21 protein-coding genes are annotated in these 20,072 nt (G+C 43.3%); 18 read left to right on the forward strand and 3 right to left on the reverse strand.

Annotated elements, in window-relative coordinates:
• Window positions 1–106 precede the first annotated feature (106 nt).
• Entirely contained in the window at window positions 107–733 is a 627-nt protein-coding gene (locus I593_RS00790; protein ID WP_016165693.1) for a hypothetical protein, read from the forward strand.
• Window positions 734–812: 79 nt separating this feature from the next.
• Here I593_RS00790 and I593_RS00795 read toward each other — a convergent pair whose 3' ends face one another.
• Window positions 813–1,430, reverse strand: a complete 618-nt coding sequence (locus I593_RS00795) for a thiol:disulfide interchange protein DsbA/DsbL (protein WP_016165694.1) — start codon at window positions 1,428–1,430, stop codon at window positions 813–815.
• A gap of 177 nt (window positions 1,431–1,607) precedes the next feature.
• On the opposite strand from I593_RS00795, the gene ubiG reads away from it, so the two are divergent.
• The 13 genes from ubiG to I593_RS00855 all read left to right on the forward strand — a co-directional run bounded on the left by ubiG (window position 1,608) and on the right by I593_RS00855 (window position 13,036).
• Window positions 1,608–2,324 carry a bifunctional 2-polyprenyl-6-hydroxyphenol methylase/3-demethylubiquinol 3-O-methyltransferase UbiG gene (gene ubiG / locus I593_RS00800; protein WP_016165695.1) on the forward strand — a complete coding sequence of 239 codons (717 nt, stop codon included), beginning with the start codon at window positions 1,608–1,610 and terminating at the stop codon, window positions 2,322–2,324.
• On the forward strand, window positions 2,321–3,010 hold the full coding sequence (locus I593_RS00805) for an HAD family hydrolase (RefSeq protein WP_016165696.1): 690 nt from the start codon (window positions 2,321–2,323) through the stop codon (window positions 3,008–3,010). Before ubiG ends, I593_RS00805 begins: the two co-directional genes overlap by 4 nt.
• Window positions 3,011–3,043: 33 nt before the next feature.
• Window positions 3,044–3,790 carry a YciK family oxidoreductase gene (locus I593_RS00810; RefSeq protein ID WP_016165697.1) on the forward strand — a complete coding sequence of 249 codons (747 nt, stop codon included), beginning with the start codon at window positions 3,044–3,046 and terminating at the stop codon, window positions 3,788–3,790.
• A 175-nt stretch (window positions 3,791–3,965) separates the two neighbouring features.
• Window positions 3,966–4,121, forward strand: a complete 156-nt coding sequence (locus tag I593_RS20570) for a hypothetical protein (protein ID WP_016165698.1) — start codon at window positions 3,966–3,968, stop codon at window positions 4,119–4,121.
• A 243-nt stretch (window positions 4,122–4,364) separates the two neighbouring features.
• Window positions 4,365–4,760 carry an RcnB family protein gene (locus tag I593_RS00815; RefSeq protein ID WP_016165699.1) on the forward strand — a complete coding sequence of 132 codons (396 nt, stop codon included), beginning with the start codon at window positions 4,365–4,367 and terminating at the stop codon, window positions 4,758–4,760.
• Window positions 4,761–5,010: 250 nt separating this feature from the next.
• Window positions 5,011–5,370, forward strand: coding sequence for an RcnB family protein (locus I593_RS00820; RefSeq protein ID WP_016165700.1), 360 nt, complete (start codon window positions 5,011–5,013; stop codon window positions 5,368–5,370).
• Window positions 5,371–5,504: 134 nt separating this feature from the next.
• A complete protein-coding gene (argA, locus tag I593_RS00825) occupies window positions 5,505–6,857 on the forward strand; it encodes an amino-acid N-acetyltransferase (protein WP_016165701.1) in 1,353 nt (450 codons plus the stop codon).
• A gap of 442 nt (window positions 6,858–7,299) precedes the next feature.
• On the forward strand, window positions 7,300–8,265 hold the full coding sequence (locus I593_RS00830; protein WP_016165702.1) for a sulfonate ABC transporter substrate-binding protein: 966 nt from the start codon (window positions 7,300–7,302) through the stop codon (window positions 8,263–8,265).
• An 18-nt stretch (window positions 8,266–8,283) separates the two neighbouring features.
• On the forward strand, window positions 8,284–9,279 hold the full coding sequence (locus I593_RS00835; RefSeq protein ID WP_016165703.1) for an aliphatic sulfonate ABC transporter substrate-binding protein: 996 nt from the start codon (window positions 8,284–8,286) through the stop codon (window positions 9,277–9,279).
• A 27-nt stretch (window positions 9,280–9,306) separates the two neighbouring features.
• Window positions 9,307–10,482: an FMNH2-dependent alkanesulfonate monooxygenase gene (ssuD, locus tag I593_RS00840; protein WP_016165704.1), complete on the forward strand. Its 1,176-nt coding sequence runs from the start codon at window positions 9,307–9,309 to the stop codon at window positions 10,480–10,482.
• Window positions 10,482–11,297, forward strand: coding sequence for an aliphatic sulfonate ABC transporter permease SsuC (gene ssuC / locus I593_RS00845; protein ID WP_016165705.1), 816 nt, complete (start codon window positions 10,482–10,484; stop codon window positions 11,295–11,297). Before ssuD ends, ssuC begins: the two co-directional genes overlap by 1 nt.
• 10 nt (window positions 11,298–11,307) lie before the next feature.
• On the forward strand, window positions 11,308–12,114 hold the full coding sequence (locus I593_RS00850) for an ABC transporter ATP-binding protein (protein ID WP_016165706.1): 807 nt from the start codon (window positions 11,308–11,310) through the stop codon (window positions 12,112–12,114).
• A gap of 298 nt (window positions 12,115–12,412) precedes the next feature.
• Complete coding sequence (locus I593_RS00855) at window positions 12,413–13,036, forward strand: TetR/AcrR family transcriptional regulator (RefSeq protein WP_016165707.1); 624 nt, start codon at window positions 12,413–12,415, stop codon at window positions 13,034–13,036.
• A 53-nt stretch (window positions 13,037–13,089) separates the two neighbouring features.
• Here I593_RS00855 and I593_RS00860 read toward each other — a convergent pair whose 3' ends face one another.
• Both I593_RS00860 and I593_RS00865 read right to left on the reverse strand, forming a co-directional pair.
• Window positions 13,090–13,659, reverse strand: a complete 570-nt coding sequence (locus I593_RS00860) for a phosphorylase family protein (protein WP_016165708.1) — start codon at window positions 13,657–13,659, stop codon at window positions 13,090–13,092.
• Window positions 13,660–13,768: 109 nt separating this feature from the next.
• Window positions 13,769–14,899: a TDT family transporter gene (locus I593_RS00865; RefSeq protein ID WP_016165709.1), complete on the reverse strand. Its 1,131-nt coding sequence runs from the start codon at window positions 14,897–14,899 to the stop codon at window positions 13,769–13,771.
• Window positions 14,900–15,108: 209 nt separating this feature from the next.
• Here I593_RS00865 and ribF point away from each other — a divergent pair, with 209 nt between their 5' ends.
• The 4 genes from ribF to I593_RS00885 all read left to right on the forward strand — a co-directional run bounded on the left by ribF (window position 15,109) and on the right by I593_RS00885 (window position 20,031).
• Window positions 15,109–16,110 (forward strand): bifunctional riboflavin kinase/FAD synthetase, encoded by a 1,002-nt coding sequence (gene ribF / locus I593_RS00870; RefSeq protein ID WP_016165710.1) that lies wholly within the window; start codon window positions 15,109–15,111, stop codon window positions 16,108–16,110.
• Window positions 16,111–16,174: 64 nt separating this feature from the next.
• Entirely contained in the window at window positions 16,175–19,021 is a 2,847-nt protein-coding gene (ileS, locus tag I593_RS00875; RefSeq protein WP_016165711.1) for an isoleucine--tRNA ligase, read from the forward strand.
• Complete coding sequence (lspA, locus tag I593_RS00880) at window positions 19,014–19,556, forward strand: signal peptidase II (protein ID WP_016165712.1); 543 nt, start codon at window positions 19,014–19,016, stop codon at window positions 19,554–19,556. Before ileS ends, lspA begins: the two co-directional genes overlap by 8 nt.
• Window positions 19,549–20,031: an FKBP-type peptidyl-prolyl cis-trans isomerase gene (locus I593_RS00885; RefSeq protein WP_016165713.1), complete on the forward strand. Its 483-nt coding sequence runs from the start codon at window positions 19,549–19,551 to the stop codon at window positions 20,029–20,031. Before lspA ends, I593_RS00885 begins: the two co-directional genes overlap by 8 nt.
• The last annotated feature ends 41 nt before the right edge of the window (window positions 20,032–20,072 follow it).

Genomic DNA, 20,072 nt, shown 5'->3' on the forward strand with positions numbered 1-20,072 from the left:
GAAAAAACTCAAGGCAATAACATGACACCGCTTTTAGCACCAAATTACTGCTGTTTTTCTGGTCAAAAAATTTGTTAAACTCCAGCAAAGCCATTCGAGAGTCCTTATGTCTATACGAGATGAACGTAAACAACAAAGCCGCCAAGCGCTGTTGGATGCCGTCTTAAGTTTAAGTTCATCGGGAATGTCTTTTAGTAGTATGAGCCTACGCGAAATTACTCGCCTTGTCGGTTTAGTGCCAACCGCGTTTTACCGCCATTTCTTAGATAAAAATCAGCTTGGTTTAGAATTAATTGACCAGATCGCCCTACAACATAAACGAGTCTTGCATGAACTCAAATTAGCCTCCTTACTACAACAACCTAGGAATATCGAGCCCCGTTTGGATCAATTCTTTACCGCGGTACAACAGCATCCCGAATGGTGGATTTTTATTAGTGCTGAACGTTGGGGAGGCAATGCTTTATTGCGTTATGCCATTGCCCGAGAAATTGAATATCTCATTGAAGATTTAACTGATGAGTTGAGTGAAGTCGAACCAACTTATGCCTTGAATGACCTTCAGGTATTGTCCAACTTACTGATTAATTCATCTTTTAACTGGGCCATGTCTTGGATTAATTTCATGGTCGCAACAGACAATCTGCAGCAGCTACAACAACGCCAGCATTTTAAAGCTCAAACCATTGAACAAATTGAACTGCTCTTTCGAGGAATCATTCATAAGAAATAAAAGCTTTTGCCTATCCTTAACCTCGAAAATCTCTCATAAAAAACCTGCATCGTTGCAGGTTTTTTTAACACTTCACAAATTATTTGGCTTTACGCTCTTTCTCAACCAAGTAGCTCACGACTTGGGTCACTTTGGCATCTTCACCTTGTACCACATATTTACCATTCACCACGACCGCAGGTACACCTGTTAACTGATACTGTTTTGCCAGTTGATTGGCTTGTGCGACTTTAGAGGTAATCATGAATGAGTTAAACATGCTGTTAAATTTAGCTTCAGGTACACCATATTTGGTAAAGAATTTCGCCTGAGATTGCTGATCAAAAATTTGCTGACCATTCACATGGATCGCATGAAACAAAGGTAAATGGGTCTTCTGACGCACACCTAAGGCTTCAGAAACATAGTAACCACGTGCACCTTGTTCCCACACTGGGTTCATTGCAGCTGGAGTACGCACAAAACGCACATCTTTTGGAATATTTTTTAGCCAAGTCTGCATATGCGGTTCTAACTTAAAGCAATGTGGGCAACCATACCAAAAGAATTCACGCACTTCGATTTTTCCTGGCACTTCAACTTTGCCTGGGTTGGCGACTACGGTGTAGTCCTTACCTGCAACAAAATTCGCTGCCATAACACTACCAGAAAATGCAAATACGGCCGTTGCAAGGCTACCCAAAAGGAATTTTTTCATTGCGTTTGTTGTCCTCTAAATCATTATGATGAGCTTATGCGAAAACTATAAAACAATTTAGTCGATTTCGTTTTCCTTCTGTGAACTTTTTTACTGCTTTTATCGCTTTTTTTAGAATTAACGCTACACTAGCCATATTGATCTTTATACCAAAACAACTTGATTGAGGTGGCGCAAATGTCGCAATTAAATGTTGATCCGCAAGAAATTGCCAAATTTGAAGCCTTCGCTGCTATATGGTGGGATCAGCATTCTGAATTCCGACCACTCCATCAAATTAACCCGCTACGCCTCAATTGGATTGATGAGCATGCCAATGGTCTTGCGGGGAAAAAAGTGCTTGATGTTGGCTGTGGTGGCGGCATCTTGGCAGAAAGCATGGCACGCCGTGGTGCAAATGTGCTGGGCATTGATATGGGTGTAGCACCACTCAATGTCGCACGAATTCATGCAGAACAAGAAGGCGTACAAAATATCGAATATCGCCAAATTCCAGTTGAAGAATTAGCCAAAGAACAAGCAGGTCAATACGACGTGGTGACCTGTATGGAAATGCTGGAACACGTGCCAGACCCTGCTTCCATTATTCAAGCCTGCCAAACCCTAGTAAAGCCTGGGGGGCATGTCTTTTTCTCGACCATTAACCGTAATCCTAAGGCCTATTTATTCGCGATTATTGGTGCAGAATATATTTTAAGAATGTTGGCCAAAGGCACACATGATTATCATAAATTTATTAAGCCATCGGAATTGGCGCATGATATTCGTCAAGCAGGACTTAACCTGAAAGACATGACAGGATTACATTATAATCCGCTGACGAAACGCTACTGGTTGGCGCCGAATGTCGATGTGAACTACATGGTCTACACTGTAAAAGCAGGTGCAGAATGAAAGCCGTTCTGTTCGATTTAGATGGTACCTTAATTGATACCGCTGCGGACTTTATTCGCATTATTCAAGACATGTGCCGTGAAGAAGGTCGTGCAATAGTTGATGCCGAACTGATTCGTACTCAAGTGTCTGAAGGTGCTCGGGCGATGGTCAAACTGGTCTATCCAGAACTTGAAGTCGATGACCCTATTTTTCTGGCACACCGTCAACGCTTTCTAGACTTGTACGGCGCTGAGATTGCAGTAGACACCGACCTGTTCGCAGGCATGTATCCCTTATTGGAACAATTGGAACAGCAGAATATTCCTTGGGGGATTGTCACCAACAAGCCTCGCGGACTCAGCGAGTCTTTACTGACTGCGCTGAATCTGACCGAACGTTGTGCAGTATTGGTTTGTCCTGAAGATGTCAGTAAAACTAAGCCTGATCCTGAACCGATGTATCTCGCAGCACAACAATTGCAACTGCCTGCAGAACAATGTATTTATGTCGGTGATCATCCGCGTGATATCGATGCAGGTCGCAACGCTCAGATGTATACCATCTTGGCGGCGTATGGTTATTTACCATTGGCGCACAAAGATGACCTCGCGGCATGGCAGGCGAATTGTATTGTGAATACTGTGACCGAATTACAACACGTGATTCAACAAAAACTCACGCTCAACAGTGCTATAAATACATAAACTTGATGAAGTAAAAATAAGAAGGAGGTGACCATGAAATATTCTGAATATCAGCCTCGCCCTGATCTACTTAAAGATCGCATCATTTTAATTACTGGGGCTGGTGATGGCATTGGTCGTGCGGCTGCACTCAGTTATGCCTTACATGGAGCAACTGTAGTCTTGCATGGTCGTACCTTAAACAAACTAGAAGTCATTTATGATGAAATTGAAAGTTTGGGTGCGCCACAACCTGCAATTTTGCCGCTGCAATTGTCTAGTGCTTCACCGCGCGATTATGAATTGTTGTACGACACTTTAGAAAAACAGTTTGGTCGTCTGGATGGCATTTTGCACAATGCAGGCATTTTAGGTGAACGTACCGAGCTTGAACATTATCCGATTGATGTATGGGATGATGTCATGGCTGTTAACCTGCGTGCACCCTTCATTTTGACCCAAGAACTATTACCTCTGCTGCAAAGATCTGAGCATGCCTCTGTCGTGTTTGCAAGTTCTGGAGTTGGACGTCAGGTTCGAGAAAAATGGGGAGCTTATTCGGTGTCTAAAGTCGCGATTGAAGCGGTAAGTCAATTGTTTGCCAAAGAAAATCAGCATCCCAATGTCCGCTTTAATTGTATTAACCCTGGTGCAACACGTACAGCGATGCGCGCCAAAGCCTATCCAGATGAAGACCCAAAAACTTTGGCAACGCCAGAATCGATTATGCCAGCGTACTTATATTTAATGGGCGATGATAGTCTGCACCTCAGTGGACAAAGCATTGATGCTCAAGATTAATCTCTTGACCGTTTAAGTCTAAACTAAAAATCCTTTGCTTTCGGCAAAGGATTTTTTTACAGCTCAATAATCGTTTTATTTTATCAATTTAATAAATATATTCGGTTTTATAAATCAAAACATCTCTCTTAAACTCTCTGTATCGGCTTAGCCACTGATTTAGGAGATAATTTTCATGACCGATTTACAACACAAAGCTAAATTGATCCGTTCAATCCAATCCCTGCAACTACCTGAAACGTTCATACACGCCTTGGAGGATGAACAACAAGCACCGAGCGTCATTCAGGCGGTCGACTATTTACAACACTGGACTGAACAGTGGAACTAGAGCATTAACTGACTCAGTATAAAGATGCCTGCCACTGAAAATTTGCACTGTTGTTGCCCCGTATATCGACAGCACAGATAAAATTGACCACGCAGAAAGATTTCCAAAATAGATGATTTCATGGATAATATTCTTAATTTATCTATTTTTTTAAAGAATTAATCCAATTCCTTCACAGTTTCTCTGCATTTTTTTCGTACATTAAGAACTGTGAAATGAATACATCTATAACGAGGGGTCAACATGAAAAAGACGATGGCGATATTGACCATTTCTTTCAGTGCATTGATGGCAAGCAGCCTGAGTTCTGCTGCACCCCACTTTGATCATCGTGGCGATGACCATCCACGTAGTAATCAAGGTAAAGGGCGCGACTTTCGTGATTTTGATCAAGATGATGAACGCATGCAAGATAAACGCCGCATGCGTGAAGAACGTGGGGTAAAACGTTTACAGCAGCATCAATGGCAAACGGGTTATGTCATGCCACAGCATTATCGTGGTAACGGCTATAAAGTTGATTATAAAGACCATAGTCTCCCTAAGCCCGCACGTAATCAACAATGGTACAAAATCAACAATGACTATATTTTAATCGATTCGGGCAGTAATGATATTTTACGGATCGTGAATGATTAAATACTCAACTTAACGGTTCTATTTTCGCCAGTCTTACATCACGTTAGACTGGCTTTTTTATAGCTGTTTTTTTTAAAACGCTTCGATTCACTGTGCTGAAAGGCTTGTGCTTAAACGCTTAGATGCTGTTTACAATCTTCTTTTTTTCTTCATTAAATTCACATTTGCATAATAGTGCTCTCATTGTTTCTCTGCTGTTGTTCGTTACCTTAATCTCATCGAAAGACATAAACAGACATTGAGGTACATCATGAATAAATTGGTTTCTGCTGTAATTTTTACCTTGGGTACTGCGGTGACCGCATCTGCGATTGCTGCTCCAGCTTATGAACATCGTTACGATGAGCGCCGCTACGCAGAACAACATCATGATTGGCACAAAGAAGATGGTCGTTGGCAAGATCAGCGCTATCAACGTATTAATCCAAGCCGCGATTGGCGTGTAGGTCAAACACTACCTCGTGGTTATGATTCTTCACGTTATGCCGTGGATTATCGTGATGCAAAACGCTTACACAAACCTGCCCGTTATCAACAATGGTACAAAATTAATGGCGATTACGTGCTGGTGAACGAACGCAACAACCGCATTATTCGTATTTTGAACTAATACTTAGAGTCCATATAAATTCCTTCCCCTCCGTCGACACCTTAACCAAAGTTAAGGTGTTTTTTTATCTAAGATTGTTCGCCTGTCATTTTTTTGATTAGAATCTACTATTGATCGGCTTTTTTGAGATAGGCATGCAAGCGAATTCGAACGATGTTTCACAAAGCACAACCTTACAATATGTGCACTGGTTTCGACATTCTGCACCCTACATCAACGCACACCGTAACAAAACCTTTGTCATTATGTTTGATGGTGAAGCCGTTCAGCATGAAAACTTCCAACATATCATTCACGATATTGCCTTGCTCAATTCATTGGGTATTCGACTGATTCTGGTACATGGCGCGCGTCAACAAATTAATCAGAATTTAAAAAGCAGTGGGCTCAGTACACCATTTCATCAACACCGTCGCATCACCACCCGAGAATCTCTGGGCTGTGTGATGAATGCCGTAGGTTCGGTTCGCCTACAAATTGAAGCGTTATTGTCTATGGGTTTGGCTAATTCGCCGATGTATGGCGCGCGCATTGATGTCGTTTCAGGTAATTTTATTACTGCTAAACCGTATGGAATCCGCGATGGCATTGATTTTCAACTGACAGGAGAAGTCCGCAGTGTCGACACCGATGCCATTCAAAAACATCTGCAACAACACAATATTGTGATGCTCGGCCCAGTGGGATATTCCACAACGGGCGAAGTCTTTAACTTACCTGCCGAAGAAGTGGCGACCAAAACTGCCATTAGCCTCAAAGCAGATAAATTGATTTTCCTTGGCAAACAGCATGGTCTGCTCAATGCCCAAGGCCAGTTACAACGCGAAATTACCCCTCAAGGTCTAGATCAATACATTTCACAATCACAAGACACTAATTCTGAACTGGCACAGCAACTCCGCAGTGCACAAAATGCCTCACTCAAAGGCGTGCATCGTGTGCATCTGATTTCTTATACCTATGATGGGGCTTTACTTGAAGAGTTATTTACTCGTGATGGTTCAGGCACGATGGTCACAGATGCACATTATGAAGATGTACGCATGGCGAATATTCAAGATGTCGGTGGACTGATCAATTTGCTGCGACCACTCGAAGAAGAAGGAATTCTGGTTTACCGTTCACGGGAACGACTGGAAACGGAAATTGAACAATTTGCAGTGATTGAACGTGATGGCATGATTCTGGCCTGTGCAGCCCTGTATCCGATTCCTGCTCAAGAACATGAATTACGTAGTGCTGAAATTGCCTGCGTAGCTGTGCACCCAAGCTACCGAAAATCAAATCGTGGTAGCCAAATTTTGCACTATTTGGAAGGCAAAGCCCGCAGTATGGGCATACAACAGTTGTTCGTCCTGACCACACGAACAGCGCACTGGTTTTTAGAACATGGCTTTGAAACCGCCAATGTCGATGATTTACCCAATGCACGTCAGGCGTTGTACAACTATCAGCGCAATTCTTTGGTGTTCAAAAAGCGAATTTAAGTCGCTTTACCCATTTTCAAGAACATTTCACTTGAATCACAATGACTTTACCTAGCTCTCAAAAGGCGAGGTAAAGTCTATCTAAGATTGATCTTTGCACCTGAGCATTCACCTGTTCATGTGCCATCACCTTAGCAGCATTTATGCAATGTATATCGTCCAACGTGCTAATTCAGGCTGAAAGCTATATTCCGCTCCAGCATAAACTTATACAGATAGCTTAATTACAAAATAAATTTAATATTTTCAACAAATTAAATAAATACAAATTGATATTCTATTTTTCCTCTAAATCAACTTTAACGCTAAGTTTTGCATTTTTTTATTTATCTTTTTTTTTCATGACCAATCCCTTTTTTTTTATTTTTTTCGCAAAAGAAAGCGCTATAGCGTATCTGCTCAACCTTATATCAGCATTTATTCATTGCGGAGCACATCGAACATGAGCAAGCCATATTTTACTTCAACACGTCCATGGATTCTTTTGACTGTTGTGGCAGGTAGCATGCTCATGGCGGGCTGTACGCCAAAAAAAGTTGAAACCACGACGTTAAATATTGGTTTTCAAAAGTACGGCATCTTACCGATTGTGAAAGCACGTGGCACTTTAGAGCAAGCTTTGGCAGCACAAGGCGTACAGGTGAAATGGGTCGAATTTCCAGCAGGTCCACAATTACTGGAAGGGCTAAATGTGGGTAGTGTAGCGTTGGGTGAAGCAGGTGAAGCACCACCTATTTTTGCCCAAGCTGCCAACTCGAATTTAGTTTACCTCGCCAATCAACCACCCGCACCACAAGCTGAAGCACTGATTGTGCCAAAAACCTCGAACCTTAAAACCATTCAAGATTTGAAAGGTAAGCGTGTAGTGCTGAACAAAGGCTCAAACGTACATTATTTACTATTAAAAGTCCTTGAAGCCAACCAGCTCAAACTCTCTGATATTGAAGTGGTATACCTTCCACCTGCGGATGCTCGTGCCGCCTTTGAACGCGGTGCAGTCGATGCATGGGTAATTTGGGACCCGTTCTTTGCCGCAGCCGAGCAACAGCTTGGGGCACGTGTACTCGCAACGGGTAAAAATCTAGTCAACAACCATCAGTTTTACTTAGCAGATCGCAAATTTGCACAACAACATCCTGACATTTTAAAAACAGTGGTCAATGAATTAAATCAGACCACCACTTGGGTATCACAGCATCAGCAACAGGCTGCTCAGTTGTTACAACAACCGACTGGTTTGCCCGTCGAAGTCTTAAACCGTTCGATTTCTCGCATGGGATTTGGAGTTCAACCTATTTCTGAAGAAGTGGCAAAACAACAGCAATTTGTCGCAGACGCTTTTTATCAACAAAAGCTGATTCCAAACAAAATTGACATTCAAACTGCGCTCTTAAAAGCGACACCATAATAATGAGGAATAGCAAAAATGAACGCCCTTAAAACAATAACTTTCGTTGGCATTACTGCACTGAGCCTTGCGCTGAGTGCTTGCCAAAAATCTGAATCGAGTCAGACCCAAGCGGCCACCCAAAATAAAGCTGAATCGGTAGATACACTTTCTATTGGCTACCAAAAATCTTCCCTAAATTTGTTGGTAGCACGTCAGCAAAAGTTGTTTGAACAGGAATTTCCTCACGCCAAAATTGAATGGAAAGAGTTCCCTGCGGGTCCACAAATGTTAGAAGCTCTAGCTGTAGGCGCTGTTGATTTTGGTGCCGTAGGCAATACTCCTCCCATTTTTGCTCAAGCAGCAGGTAAAGACTTAAGTTATGTCGGTTATGAGCTAGTACCTGCCAACTCTCAGGCATTACTGATTCCCAAAAGCAGTGGCATACAGTCCATTCAACAATTAAAAGGCAAACGCATTGCGGTACAGAAAGGTTCAAGTGCGCATGAATTACTCGCCAAAATTTTGCAAAAAGCTGGCTTAAGTTGGCAGGACATTCAACCGATTTGGTTACCACCTGCCGATGCACGCGCGGCCTTTGACAAACAGTCGATTGATGCTTGGGCCATTTGGGAACCCTACCTCAGTGCGGCGGAGCAAGATGCACATGCCAAAGTGCTGATTGATGGGACCGCTTTCCCAAAAACCTACTCCTTTTATATTGGTAACCCAAAATTCATCGCGGCACATCCTCAAGCGACTGCACAGTTTTTACATGGCTTGAATCAGGCCGATCAATGGGTATTAAAAAATCAGCCGCAAGCCTTAACCGTCTATACCCAAAGTACAGGTTTACAGACTTCAATTGCCCAACGTGTAATTGATAAACGCCTGAAACCATCGCCAATTCAGACCCTAACCCCTGAAGTGGTACAAGCGCAGCAACAAATCGCAGATCTGTTCCAACAGGTTCAATTGATTCCGAAAAACATTCAAGTTCAAACCACCGTTTGGGCAGCACCTAAAACCCACTAATCTGTAGAAATTGTAAGGATATTGATAATGAAAATTTTCTGGTTTATTCCCACCCATGGTGACAGTCGTTATTTAGGAACCAGCAAAGGCGCACGCCAAGTCGATCATGCTTATATGAAGCAAATTGCAGTTGCAGTGGACAATTTAGGCTATGAAGGTGTGCTGATCCCAACGGGACGTTCATGTGAAGATCCATGGATTACGGCTGCCAGTTTGATTGATGCAACCAAAAATCTGAAGTTTCTCGTGGCATTACGCCCAGGCGTAACCACACCTGCATTAGCTGCGCGTATGGCTGCCACGTTTGACCGTTTATCCAATGGACGTGTCTTGTTAAATCTGGTGACGGGTGGTGACGAACAAGAGCTTAAAGGTGATGGCATTTATGAAGACCATGCCACCCGTTATGAAACTGCCAGTGAATACACCAAAATCTGGCGTGAGATTCTGACCCGTTCACACACAGGCGAATCTTTCAGTTTTCATGGAGAACACTTAAAAGTTGATGATGCCAAACTACTTTACCCGCCAGTGCAACAGCCCTACCCACCTTTATGGTTTGGTGGTTCTTCAGAAGCAGCGGTTGAACTAGCAACCGAACAGGTTGATACCTATTTAACTTGGGGTGAACCACCCGCAGCAGTCAAAGAAAAACTTGAAAATGTCCGCGCGAAAGCCGCAGCAAAAGGACGCCAACTTAACTACGGTATTCGTCTGCACGTCATTGTGCGTGAAACCAACGAAGAAGCCTGGAAAGCGGCCGATGAGCTGATTCAATATGTCGATGATGCGACCATTGCTGCGGCACAACAAAAGTTTAAGCAAATGGACTCTGTGGGACAGCGTCGTATGGCTGAACTGCATAATGGTGATCGTAGCAAACTTGAAGTATCACCAAACTTATGGGCAGGGGTTGGACTGGTACGTGGCGGAGCGGGTACCGCTTTGGTAGGTGACCCACAAACTGTGGCAGATCGAATTCAGGAATATGCCGATTTGGGCATCAGCACCTTTATTTTTTCTGGCTATCCGCACTTGGAAGAATCTATTCGTTTTGCTGAATTGGTTTTCCCACTCTTGCCACTTGAAACGCGCAAAAAATTGTCGCAACCAAATCTGACTGGACCTTTTGGAGAAATTGTCGCCAACAATTATGTGCCGAATCAGACCACGGTTTCACGTCCAATTAAGGAGCCTGCCTAATGTCCAAAATAACTGCGACTGAAACTTTCCCAAAACGGAAAGTTTCACGTGGAACAAACTTTGGGCAGCGTTTGCTGCCTTGGTTGTTCCCTTTTTTACTGATTCTGATCTGGCAAATTGCATCCAGTACAGGTTTGCTACAGAGTCGCATTTTACCTGCACCTACAGCAGTGGTCAGTGCATTCTGGCATTTACTCATCAGTGGTGAGCTTTGGCATCATGTCAAAGTTAGCGCAGGACGTGCCTTATTAGGGCTGGCTATCGGTGGTGGCTTAGGGTTGTTGTTGGGCTTACTCAACGGCTCATCCAAAACAGCCTCAACCCTACTCGATACCACCTTGCAGATGATCCGCAATATCCCTGCCCTCGCCTTGATTCCATTGGTAATTCTCTGGTTTGGCATTGATGAAACTGCAAAACTATTTTTGGTGGCGGTTGGGGTATTTTTCCCAATTTATATCAACACCTACCACGGCATTCGTTCGGTCGACCCCCAACTGATTGAAATGGGAAAAAGCTACGGTTTCAGCCGATGGGAACTGTATAAAAATATTATTTTACCTGGGGCGATGCCCTCCATTTTAGTCGGCTTACGCTTTGCTCTTGGCTTAGTTTGGGTCTTACTCATTGTCGCGGAAACTATTTCTGCCCAAGCGGGCATTGGCTATATGACCATGAATGCACGTGAATTTTTACAGACTGATGTGGTTCTGGTCGGCATCTTACTCTATGCCCTATTAGGTAAACTGGCAGATGTGCTAGCAGTCAGTTTAGAAAAATACTTATTGCGCTGGCACCCAGGCTATCAAAAATAAGGAGCCGAAGATGACAGATCTCAGTATCGGTCAGCATGTTGCTGAACAGATTCAACACCCACCGTCACCACAGGCAGATATCCAACCGAATGCCGTAATTGGTGCAGAAATTCTGATTGAACAACTCTATAAGTTTTATGGTGATGTCAAAGTTCTTGAAGATTTAGATCTCCATATTCAACCTGGAGAGTTTCTTGCCATTGTTGGACGGAGTGGTTGTGGCAAAAGTACCTTATTAAGACTGATTGCTGACTTAGAACAACCGAGTTACGGCGAAATTAAATTTAAATCGGCACGCCATTTGCGTGAAGGCATTACCAGTGACGACATTCGGGTTATGTTTCAGGACCCACGTCTGCTGCCTTGGCGTAGTATTGAACAGAATGTACAGCTTGGTCTCCATAAAGATGCACATGCTCAAGCCACTGCCTTATTAGAAAAAGTGGGTTTAAAAGAAAAAGCGCCGCTCTGGCCTGCACAGCTTTCAGGCGGACAGCGCCAACGCACCGCACTCGCACGCGCACTCTCTCATCAACCCCGTGTATTGTTATTAGATGAACCGCTTGGTGCTCTCGATGCCTTAACTCGGCTAGAAATGCAGAATCTAATTGAAAAGCTATGGCGAGAACAGGGTTTTACTGCCGTTTTAGTCACCCATGACGTTAGTGAGGCCGTACAACTGGCCGACCGTATTATTCTACTCGACAAAGGCCATATTGCCCGTCAATTTCAGGTTAACTTACCCCGCCCACGTGAAAAAAATCTAAATTTCGCTGAACTTGAACAGCAAGTCTTGAATGCCGTTCTCGCCACTTAAATGATATTTTTGAGCCAAGCTTAACCCCAAGCTTGGCGTAAAAACTCGAAGTTGATGCGATCGAAGGCATGCGCCGACCTGTCATCAAACTGTCACATTTAAAATAAAAAATGATCCAAATTGATGCATTTTGGTCTTTAGTTATCCTTTTGTTTTTTTTAATGGAATGAATATGAAATCGAGCAGTGTTTTTTTATCCGTAAAATACACGATTTCATCAAATTACCTGATTTGTTGATGCACAAATCTGATGATTTGCCGTACAATTTGACCTTCCCTGAATTTTTTAAAGCTACGAATGGAACAAAAAAAGAGTACTCAAAAGCGCCATCAATTGCTGAATGCCGCACTTGATGTTTTTTCCTTATATGGATTTAACGGGGCTAGTTTAGATGAAATTGCTCAACTTGCAGAAATGCACAAGTCGAACATTTTTTACTATTATGAAAATAAAGAAGCACTATATGTGGAAGTGCTGACGACCGTTTTACAAAAATGGTTAGCGCCACTGCAAATGCTAGAAGCAGAGCTTGAACCGACGGAAGCAATTACCAATTATTTAATGCAGAAAATTGAACTGTCGCGCACTCAGCCGAAAGCATCACGTTTATTTGCCTTAGAAATTATCCAAGGTGCACCGCATATTTTAGAGATCTTAAAAGGTCCACTAAAAAAACTGGTCAAACGCAAAGCTAAGGTCATTAGCATGTGGCAAGAACAAGGGAAAATTTCAGCAGATATTGATCCTGAATTGCTCATTCTCAATATCTGGGCAGTGACCCAAAACTATGCCGACTTTGCAACTCAAATGGAAATGGTGACCGGTAAAACCTTACGCAACCGCAGTATGCAACAACGCGTCATTCAACATACCGTCCATATGATGCTCTACGGTATTCTACCGCGTGAGCAACACAACTAAGCCCTATATTGATTTTGGCATACGACCATAGCCATCTATGGTCGCCGAGCCAATTAAGTCGTAATAGACTGATATAAAGACAATAATTTTTTTGCCCCAAGCATTAAATTTTCTTCCCAGTCGAGATGTGCACTGTCGTCTGCACCATCGGTGATATATTTTACCGAAATTAAACGCACCCCCAGTTTTTTACACACTTTGGCCATCGCATAGCCTTCCATGTCGACCAAATTACATGGGACTTTTGGCTGACCTGTCTCAAAACTATCCCCTGTACCACATACACCTTTCGGTAAATGGGAAAAATAAGGTTCTAAGTCAATTGCCCCAGGATGATCCTGATCCATCGGCGTCACCCCGACTTCAAAGCCGAGCGGTGAAACATCCATATCGCGTTGTACGAAGCTGGTGACTTCGACCAAAGCATGACGCTCAAAGTAAGAACTGCCTGCACTACCAAGGTTTAATAAAGTTTTACAGCCTGTCGCCTGAATCACCTCAAAAGCTTTAAATGCTGCATTGACCTTGCCAATGCCACTGTAATGCACATCAATCTGAGCTTGTTCAAATAAACCTTTCGATTCATTTGGTAAAGCCATAATCAGCGCCAAAGAGGATTTCATCGCATCTACTCAAAATCAGAACGGTGCTATTAAAAATCAAAACCACACTGTGTGCAAATTCTGTCATCCTCTATCTCTCAATGAGTTTTTTAGCCCGTGCTGTGCAACTTTATTTTTGTTGCAGATAGAGGTTTAAACACGGTGAAAAGAAAAGTCGTCCTGCATAAAACCCAGCCACAGTTTTGCTCATAACCAATCCCCATAACAGCATCAACAAGATTGCCAAGCCATAGCCTATATTCAGTAACCAATGAAGCTGCAATTGTTGGGCAAGCTGTAACGTTGCCAAACTGAATACGCCCAATGGGAAAGTCATGCCCCACCAGCCTAAATTAAAAACCAAATGTGAACCTGCGTGTTTCAGGGTAATCATGATCGCTATTCCTAACCACCACACTCCAAAACCAAGTAGCAACAAACTGCTCAAAAACCCTGCCTGATGGAGAAACTCACCCAGTCCGATGAAATGTGTTGCATGTAGTAAGCGTGTAGCCTGCTCACCCAAAAGTAATAATGCCAATGCACCTGTGCCAATCGGCCCGACCGCCAACCAGCCTGTCATGGCTAATTCCTGACTTGGCAATTGGTGCAAGGCCAATCGTAAAAATAAAATGCCCAAAATCAGCATGGCAGGAAAAACTGAAATGCCCCACAAAATATAGCTGCCAAATAAAATACCCACCGCATGAGGAGTTACTGGCAAATGCTGTAACAACACTGCACCCGAAGCTGCTGCCACTTCACAGGCAACTATCGGAAGTAACCAGACTGCAGTCATCTGTTGTAATTGGTGGCGCTGACAACTGAACATACAAAATGGCACCACAAACGCCACCATCACAGCCATCAATACGTCGAGATACCACACCCACTCTGCAATACCAATTATGGCTGTACCATACAGCACTACCCCATATTTCAAGGCACCATTAATCAGCGTCGCCAATGCCATTGGAATGGTCCCTAAAAATAAACTCATACTGGGATGGGCAAAAATCTGTTTGGCTTCCTGCGGGTACAGCAACCAACGCAAAGCATATAAACTGCTAAATAAAGTAAAAATCAGCCCATTCAACAACCACAATCCTGCACCGAATTGCCAAAACATAGGATGAACAGCACTAAATTCTGCCAATATAATCGACAAAATGCCGGTACCCATACAGACGGTAAACCAGTTCGGTGTGAACTGACGGATCACATCATGCCATTGTGGCAACTGATGAAAGGGCTTGTTCATACGGCGTCAACCCAAATTAAGAAGTTATATTGATATTACAACACACCACAAATAAGTAAAATTGATTATTATTCATTTTAAAAATCAGTTTTTATGATATAAAGAGAATTGATCAATAAATTTTTCTGGGTAAAAACACAACAACAAGACGAATGCTCAAGAATATGGCAATATATAAGCCTGATTATTTTTCATTTATTGATTAGCCCATGAAGCTGCTCCGCCTGAATGCTTTAGCGCCAGACTTTCAATTACCTCTAACTGCTGTGACCATTGGTAATTTTGACGGCGTCCATTTAGGACATCAAGCGATGATTCAGCAACTGAAACAGGTTGCTGCACAACAACAACTTAAATCTTTAGTCATGATTTTTGAGCCACAGCCTTTAGAATTTTTTCAAGGTTATGAAGCACCACCACGCATTAGCTCACTCCGTGAAAAAGTGGAATATTTAACTGAATTGGGAGTGGACTATATTGCCGTTGCCAAGTTCGACAATACCTTCCGTAGCTTAAGCGCAGAAGCATTTGCCAGTATTTTAAAAGACCAACTAAATGCACAAAGCCTAATCTTGGGCGATGACTTTCACTTTGGCAAAAACCGTCAAGGCAATAGTGAATTCCTGAAAAATTACGGTTTTGATGTTCATAATTTACAAACCATTGCACTTGAAGGTGAACGTGTCAGTTCAACCCGTATTCGTCAAACCCTTGCAGAAGGTAATTTAGCACTCGCGGCACAGTTATTAGGACGGCCTTATAGCATCACAGGTCGTGTGCAATATGGCGACCAAATTGGACGAACCCTCGATTTTCCAACGATTAATGTGCGCCTCAACCGTCATAAACCCTGTTTAAACGGCATATATGGCGTCGATGTGATTTGTGAAACTACATCTTTACAAGACAAAGTTGTGCAAGAGAATCCTGAACAAAAAGGAGTTCTGGGTTATCAGGAAACGGCTTTGTTTGGTGCGGGGCATGTCGGCACCCGACCTGCCATCAAACAAGAGCATCCAGAATGGCGATTAGAAGTACATTTCCCTAATGTTTCTGCTAATCTGTATGGCTTGTTAATGCGGGTAACTTTCTTGAACTACTTACATGGTGAAAAGAACTACCCTTCGCTGGAAGCACTGAAAGCGGGAATTGATGATGATGTGGAGAAACTACTTGAGTTTCGCCATAACAACCCAACTTTTCCCTTTTAAACACCGAAAAATTTTATGTAAAACGCGTCAGTCTAAACCCTGATAAAATTGGAAGATATCTTGCATGAGCGATAAGCAAACTCCTGAAAATGCAGTGGATTATAAAGCCACACTCAACCTCCCAGGTACTGAATTTGCAATGAAAGCAAACCTTGCAGTACGTGAAGCGAAATGGTTAGAAGAGTGGTATGCCGACAACATTTATCAGCAGATTCGTGCGTCGCGTATTGGCAAGAAAAAGTATGTCCTGCATGACGGCCCTCCATATGCCAATGGTCAAATCCATTTAGGTCATGCGGTCAATAAAGTCTTAAAAGACATTATTATTAAAAGCCGAGTCATGGATGGTTTTGATGCTCCTTACGTACCAGGTTGGGACTGTCACGGTCTACCGATTGAACTAAAAGTGGAAGAAAAAGTTGGTAAGGTCGGCGTAAAAGTCGATGCTTCAACCTTCCGTAAAGCGTGTCGCGAATATGCTTACACCCAAGTCGAATTACAGAAAAAAGACTTTGTGCGTATGGGTGTATTTGGGGATTGGGACAATCCTTACTTGACCATGAACTTCAAACAAGAAGCAGACATCGTACGTTCAGTGGGTGCAATTGCCAAAGCAGGTCACATCGAACCTGGTCTTAAACCTGTGAACTGGTGTTTAGATTGTGGTTCGGCTTTGGCTGAAGCTGAAGTTGAATATGAAGATAAAAAATCAGATGCCATTGACGTAGGTTTTACTGTTGTTGATTTGGCCGACCTTTCTGCACGTTTGGGTGTAGAAGTTGCTGACCGCACAGACATCGTGATCTGGACCACAACGCCTTGGACTTTACCTGCCAACCAAGCGGTTGCATTCCATGCTGAACTTGAATATCAGTTGGTCAAAGCCCGTGGTGAAGAAAAACAGCCACAAAACTTTATCTTGGCGAAAAACCTAGTTGAATCTGCCACTGAGCGTTATGGCTTTAACAGCGTTGAAGTCTTGGCCGAGTTCACAGGCAATAAACTTGAGCATGTCAGCCTACAACACCCACTGATCGCAGAGCGCCAAGTCCCTGTAATTTTAGGTGAACACGTGACCGCAGACAGCGGTACGGGTGCGGTGCATACTGCCCCAGGTCATGGTGTGGACGACTATAAAGTTGGCTTACTCTATAACTTAAAAGTTGACAATCCAGTTGGCGGAAACGGTGTCTACTTACCAACTTCTCCAATTTTTGCGGGCGAGCATATTTACAAAGCCAACCCTCAAATCATTGCGGCTTTAAGCGAGGCAGGCAAACTTTGGGCACATAAGCCAATCAAGCATAGCTATCCACACTGCTGGCGCCACAAAACTCCAATTATCTTCCGTGCGACACCACAATGGTTTATCAGCATGGATGCCAAAGGTTTACGCCAAGGTGCATTGAACGCCATTGAAAACGAGATCAGCTTTGTACCGGATTGGGGTAAAAACCGTATTCAAGCCATGATCGAAGGTCGTCCAGACTGGTGTATCTCACGTCAGCGTACGTGGGGTGTGCCAATCCCATTCTTCGTCCATAAAGACACTAACGAGTTACACCCACGTACAGCAGAATTAATCGAAGAAGTCGCGTTGCTGATCGAACAAGAAGGCATTGACGCATGGTATAACCGCGATGCCAAAGACTTTATCGGTGAGGAAGCAGAGCAATATAACTGCGTACGTGACACCTTAGACGTTTGGTTCGATTCAGGAACAACGCACTATGCTGTGCTACGTGAACGCGAAGAACTGACTGATCCTGCTGATTTATACCTTGAAGGTTCAGACCAGCACCGTGGTTGGTTCCAGTCTTCATTGTTGACTTCGATTGCCATCAATCAACGTGCGCCGTACAAAGGCTTGTTGACCCACGGTTTCGTGGTGGATGAGAAAGGTCGTAAGATGTCGAAGTCTTTGGGCAACATCATCACCCCACAAGACATCATTAAAGATATGGGTGCAGACGGTTTACGTTTCTGGATTGCCTCTGCCGATTACCGTTATGAAATGACGGCTGGTAAAGAAATCTTTAGCCGTGCATCAGATGGTTACCGTCGTATTCGTAATACCTTACGTTTCTTATTGGCAAACTTGAATGGTTTCAAACCATCCACGGATGCCCTGCCTGTCGATCAATTGATCGCACTAGATCAATACATCTTGCAACGTGCGGCAGATGTACAAAAAACCATTCAACAAGCCTATGAAGATATGAACTTCCATATCGTCACCAATGCCTTGACTAACTTCTGTATTAACGACTTGGGTGGTTTCTACCTCGACATCATCAAAGATCGTCAGTACACCACCAAAGCAGACTCACAAGCGCGTCATTCGGCACAAACTGCGCTGTATCACTTGGTGCAAGCTTTTGTCCGTTGGATGTCTCCAATCTTGAGCTTTACCGCGCAAGAAGCATGGCCACTGATTCCAGAACAAACCGAGAAATATGTATTCACCGCGGAATGGTACGATATTCCTGTGGCGTCGACTGCAAACTTATTGTCTGAAGCCGATTGGCAAACCTTGATTACCGTAAAATCTGCGGTGAACAAGCATATTGAAGTTGCACGAAACGAAAAACTGGTAGGTTCTAATCTCTCTGCCAAAGTTGAATTATGGGCAAATGAAGGCTTGAAAGCGGTACTAGATCGCCTAGGCGATGAACTTCGCTTCGTCCTCATCACGTCTCAAGTACAAGTTCATGCCTTTGATGCAACTCAAGGTCAAGAAGCCGATCTAGATGGTTTACGTGTGAAAGTCTCAGCTGCGGAAGGTGAAAAATGTGCGCGTTGTTGGCATGTTCTTCCTGATGTGAATACACATCACGAACATCCAGGTCTGTGTGCACGTTGTATTATTAACCTCCCTACTGGTCAAGGCGAAGAGAGAAAATATGCCTAATCCACAACAGAAAGCGGGCCTGTTTCAATTCTACCTACACAATTTGCTGTGGGTGGGGTTATCCATTTTGGCGATTGTGTTAGATCAATGGACGAAATGGATTGCGTCTACACACCTGAATTATGCAGATCCGGTACCTGTACTGCCTTTTTTAAATTGGACTTTGTTACATAACTATGGCGCAGCCTTTAGTTTCTTGTCCGATGCAGGCGGCTGGCAACGTTATTTCTTTACCTCACTTGCAGCCTTGGTTTCAGTGATTTTTGTGTTTTGGTTAATGCGTATGCCAAAGCACGTCACGATTTTACCCATGGCAATTGCCCTGATTTTAGGCGGTGCTGTAGGAAATTTAATTGATCGCGTGACCTTAGGTTACGTGGTCGATTTTATTCATGTCTATTACAACAATAGCCACTTCCCTGCCTTTAACCTTGCCGACAGTGCCATTACTTTGGGCACCATTTTGCTGCTTATAGATACGTTTTTCTTAGAAAAACATCGAATTCAACGTGCGGATGCGCAACACCATGAATGAAATTATTAATCCAAATGAAGAAACCCGTATTGAACAAGGTTCGAAGGTTGATCTTCATTTTTCCGTTGCCATTGAAAATGGTGTAGAAATTGACAACACCCGTAGCCGTGCTGAACCGGTCAGCTTGGTGATGGGCGATGGCAGTTTACTCCCAGGCTTTGAAAAAGCCTTGTTTGGTTTACGTGCAGGTGACCGTCGTACCGTCAGCCTTCCACCAGAAGATGCGTTTGGGCCATGGAACCCTGAAAATGTGCAGACATTTGATACAGTAAAATTCGAGCAACGCCCTATTGAAGGCCACATGATTGAGTTTGAAGATAAAGCCAAACAAAGCCTGTATGGCGTCGTTAAAACTGTCGGGGATGACATTACCGAAGTGGATTTTAACCATCCATTGGCAGGTAAAAATATTACATTTGAAGTGGAAATCTTCAAAGTGACTCCTGCGGGCCAACAAGGCGTTAAATTCATGTAAAAGCCTACTTTTACAATATAAAAAACCCTTCATCTGTGAAG

Origin of the sequence: Acinetobacter tandoii DSM 14970 = CIP 107469 (assembly GCF_000400735.1) — a bacterium.
GTDB classification, from domain to species: Bacteria; Pseudomonadota; Gammaproteobacteria; order Pseudomonadales; family Moraxellaceae; genus Acinetobacter; species Acinetobacter tandoii.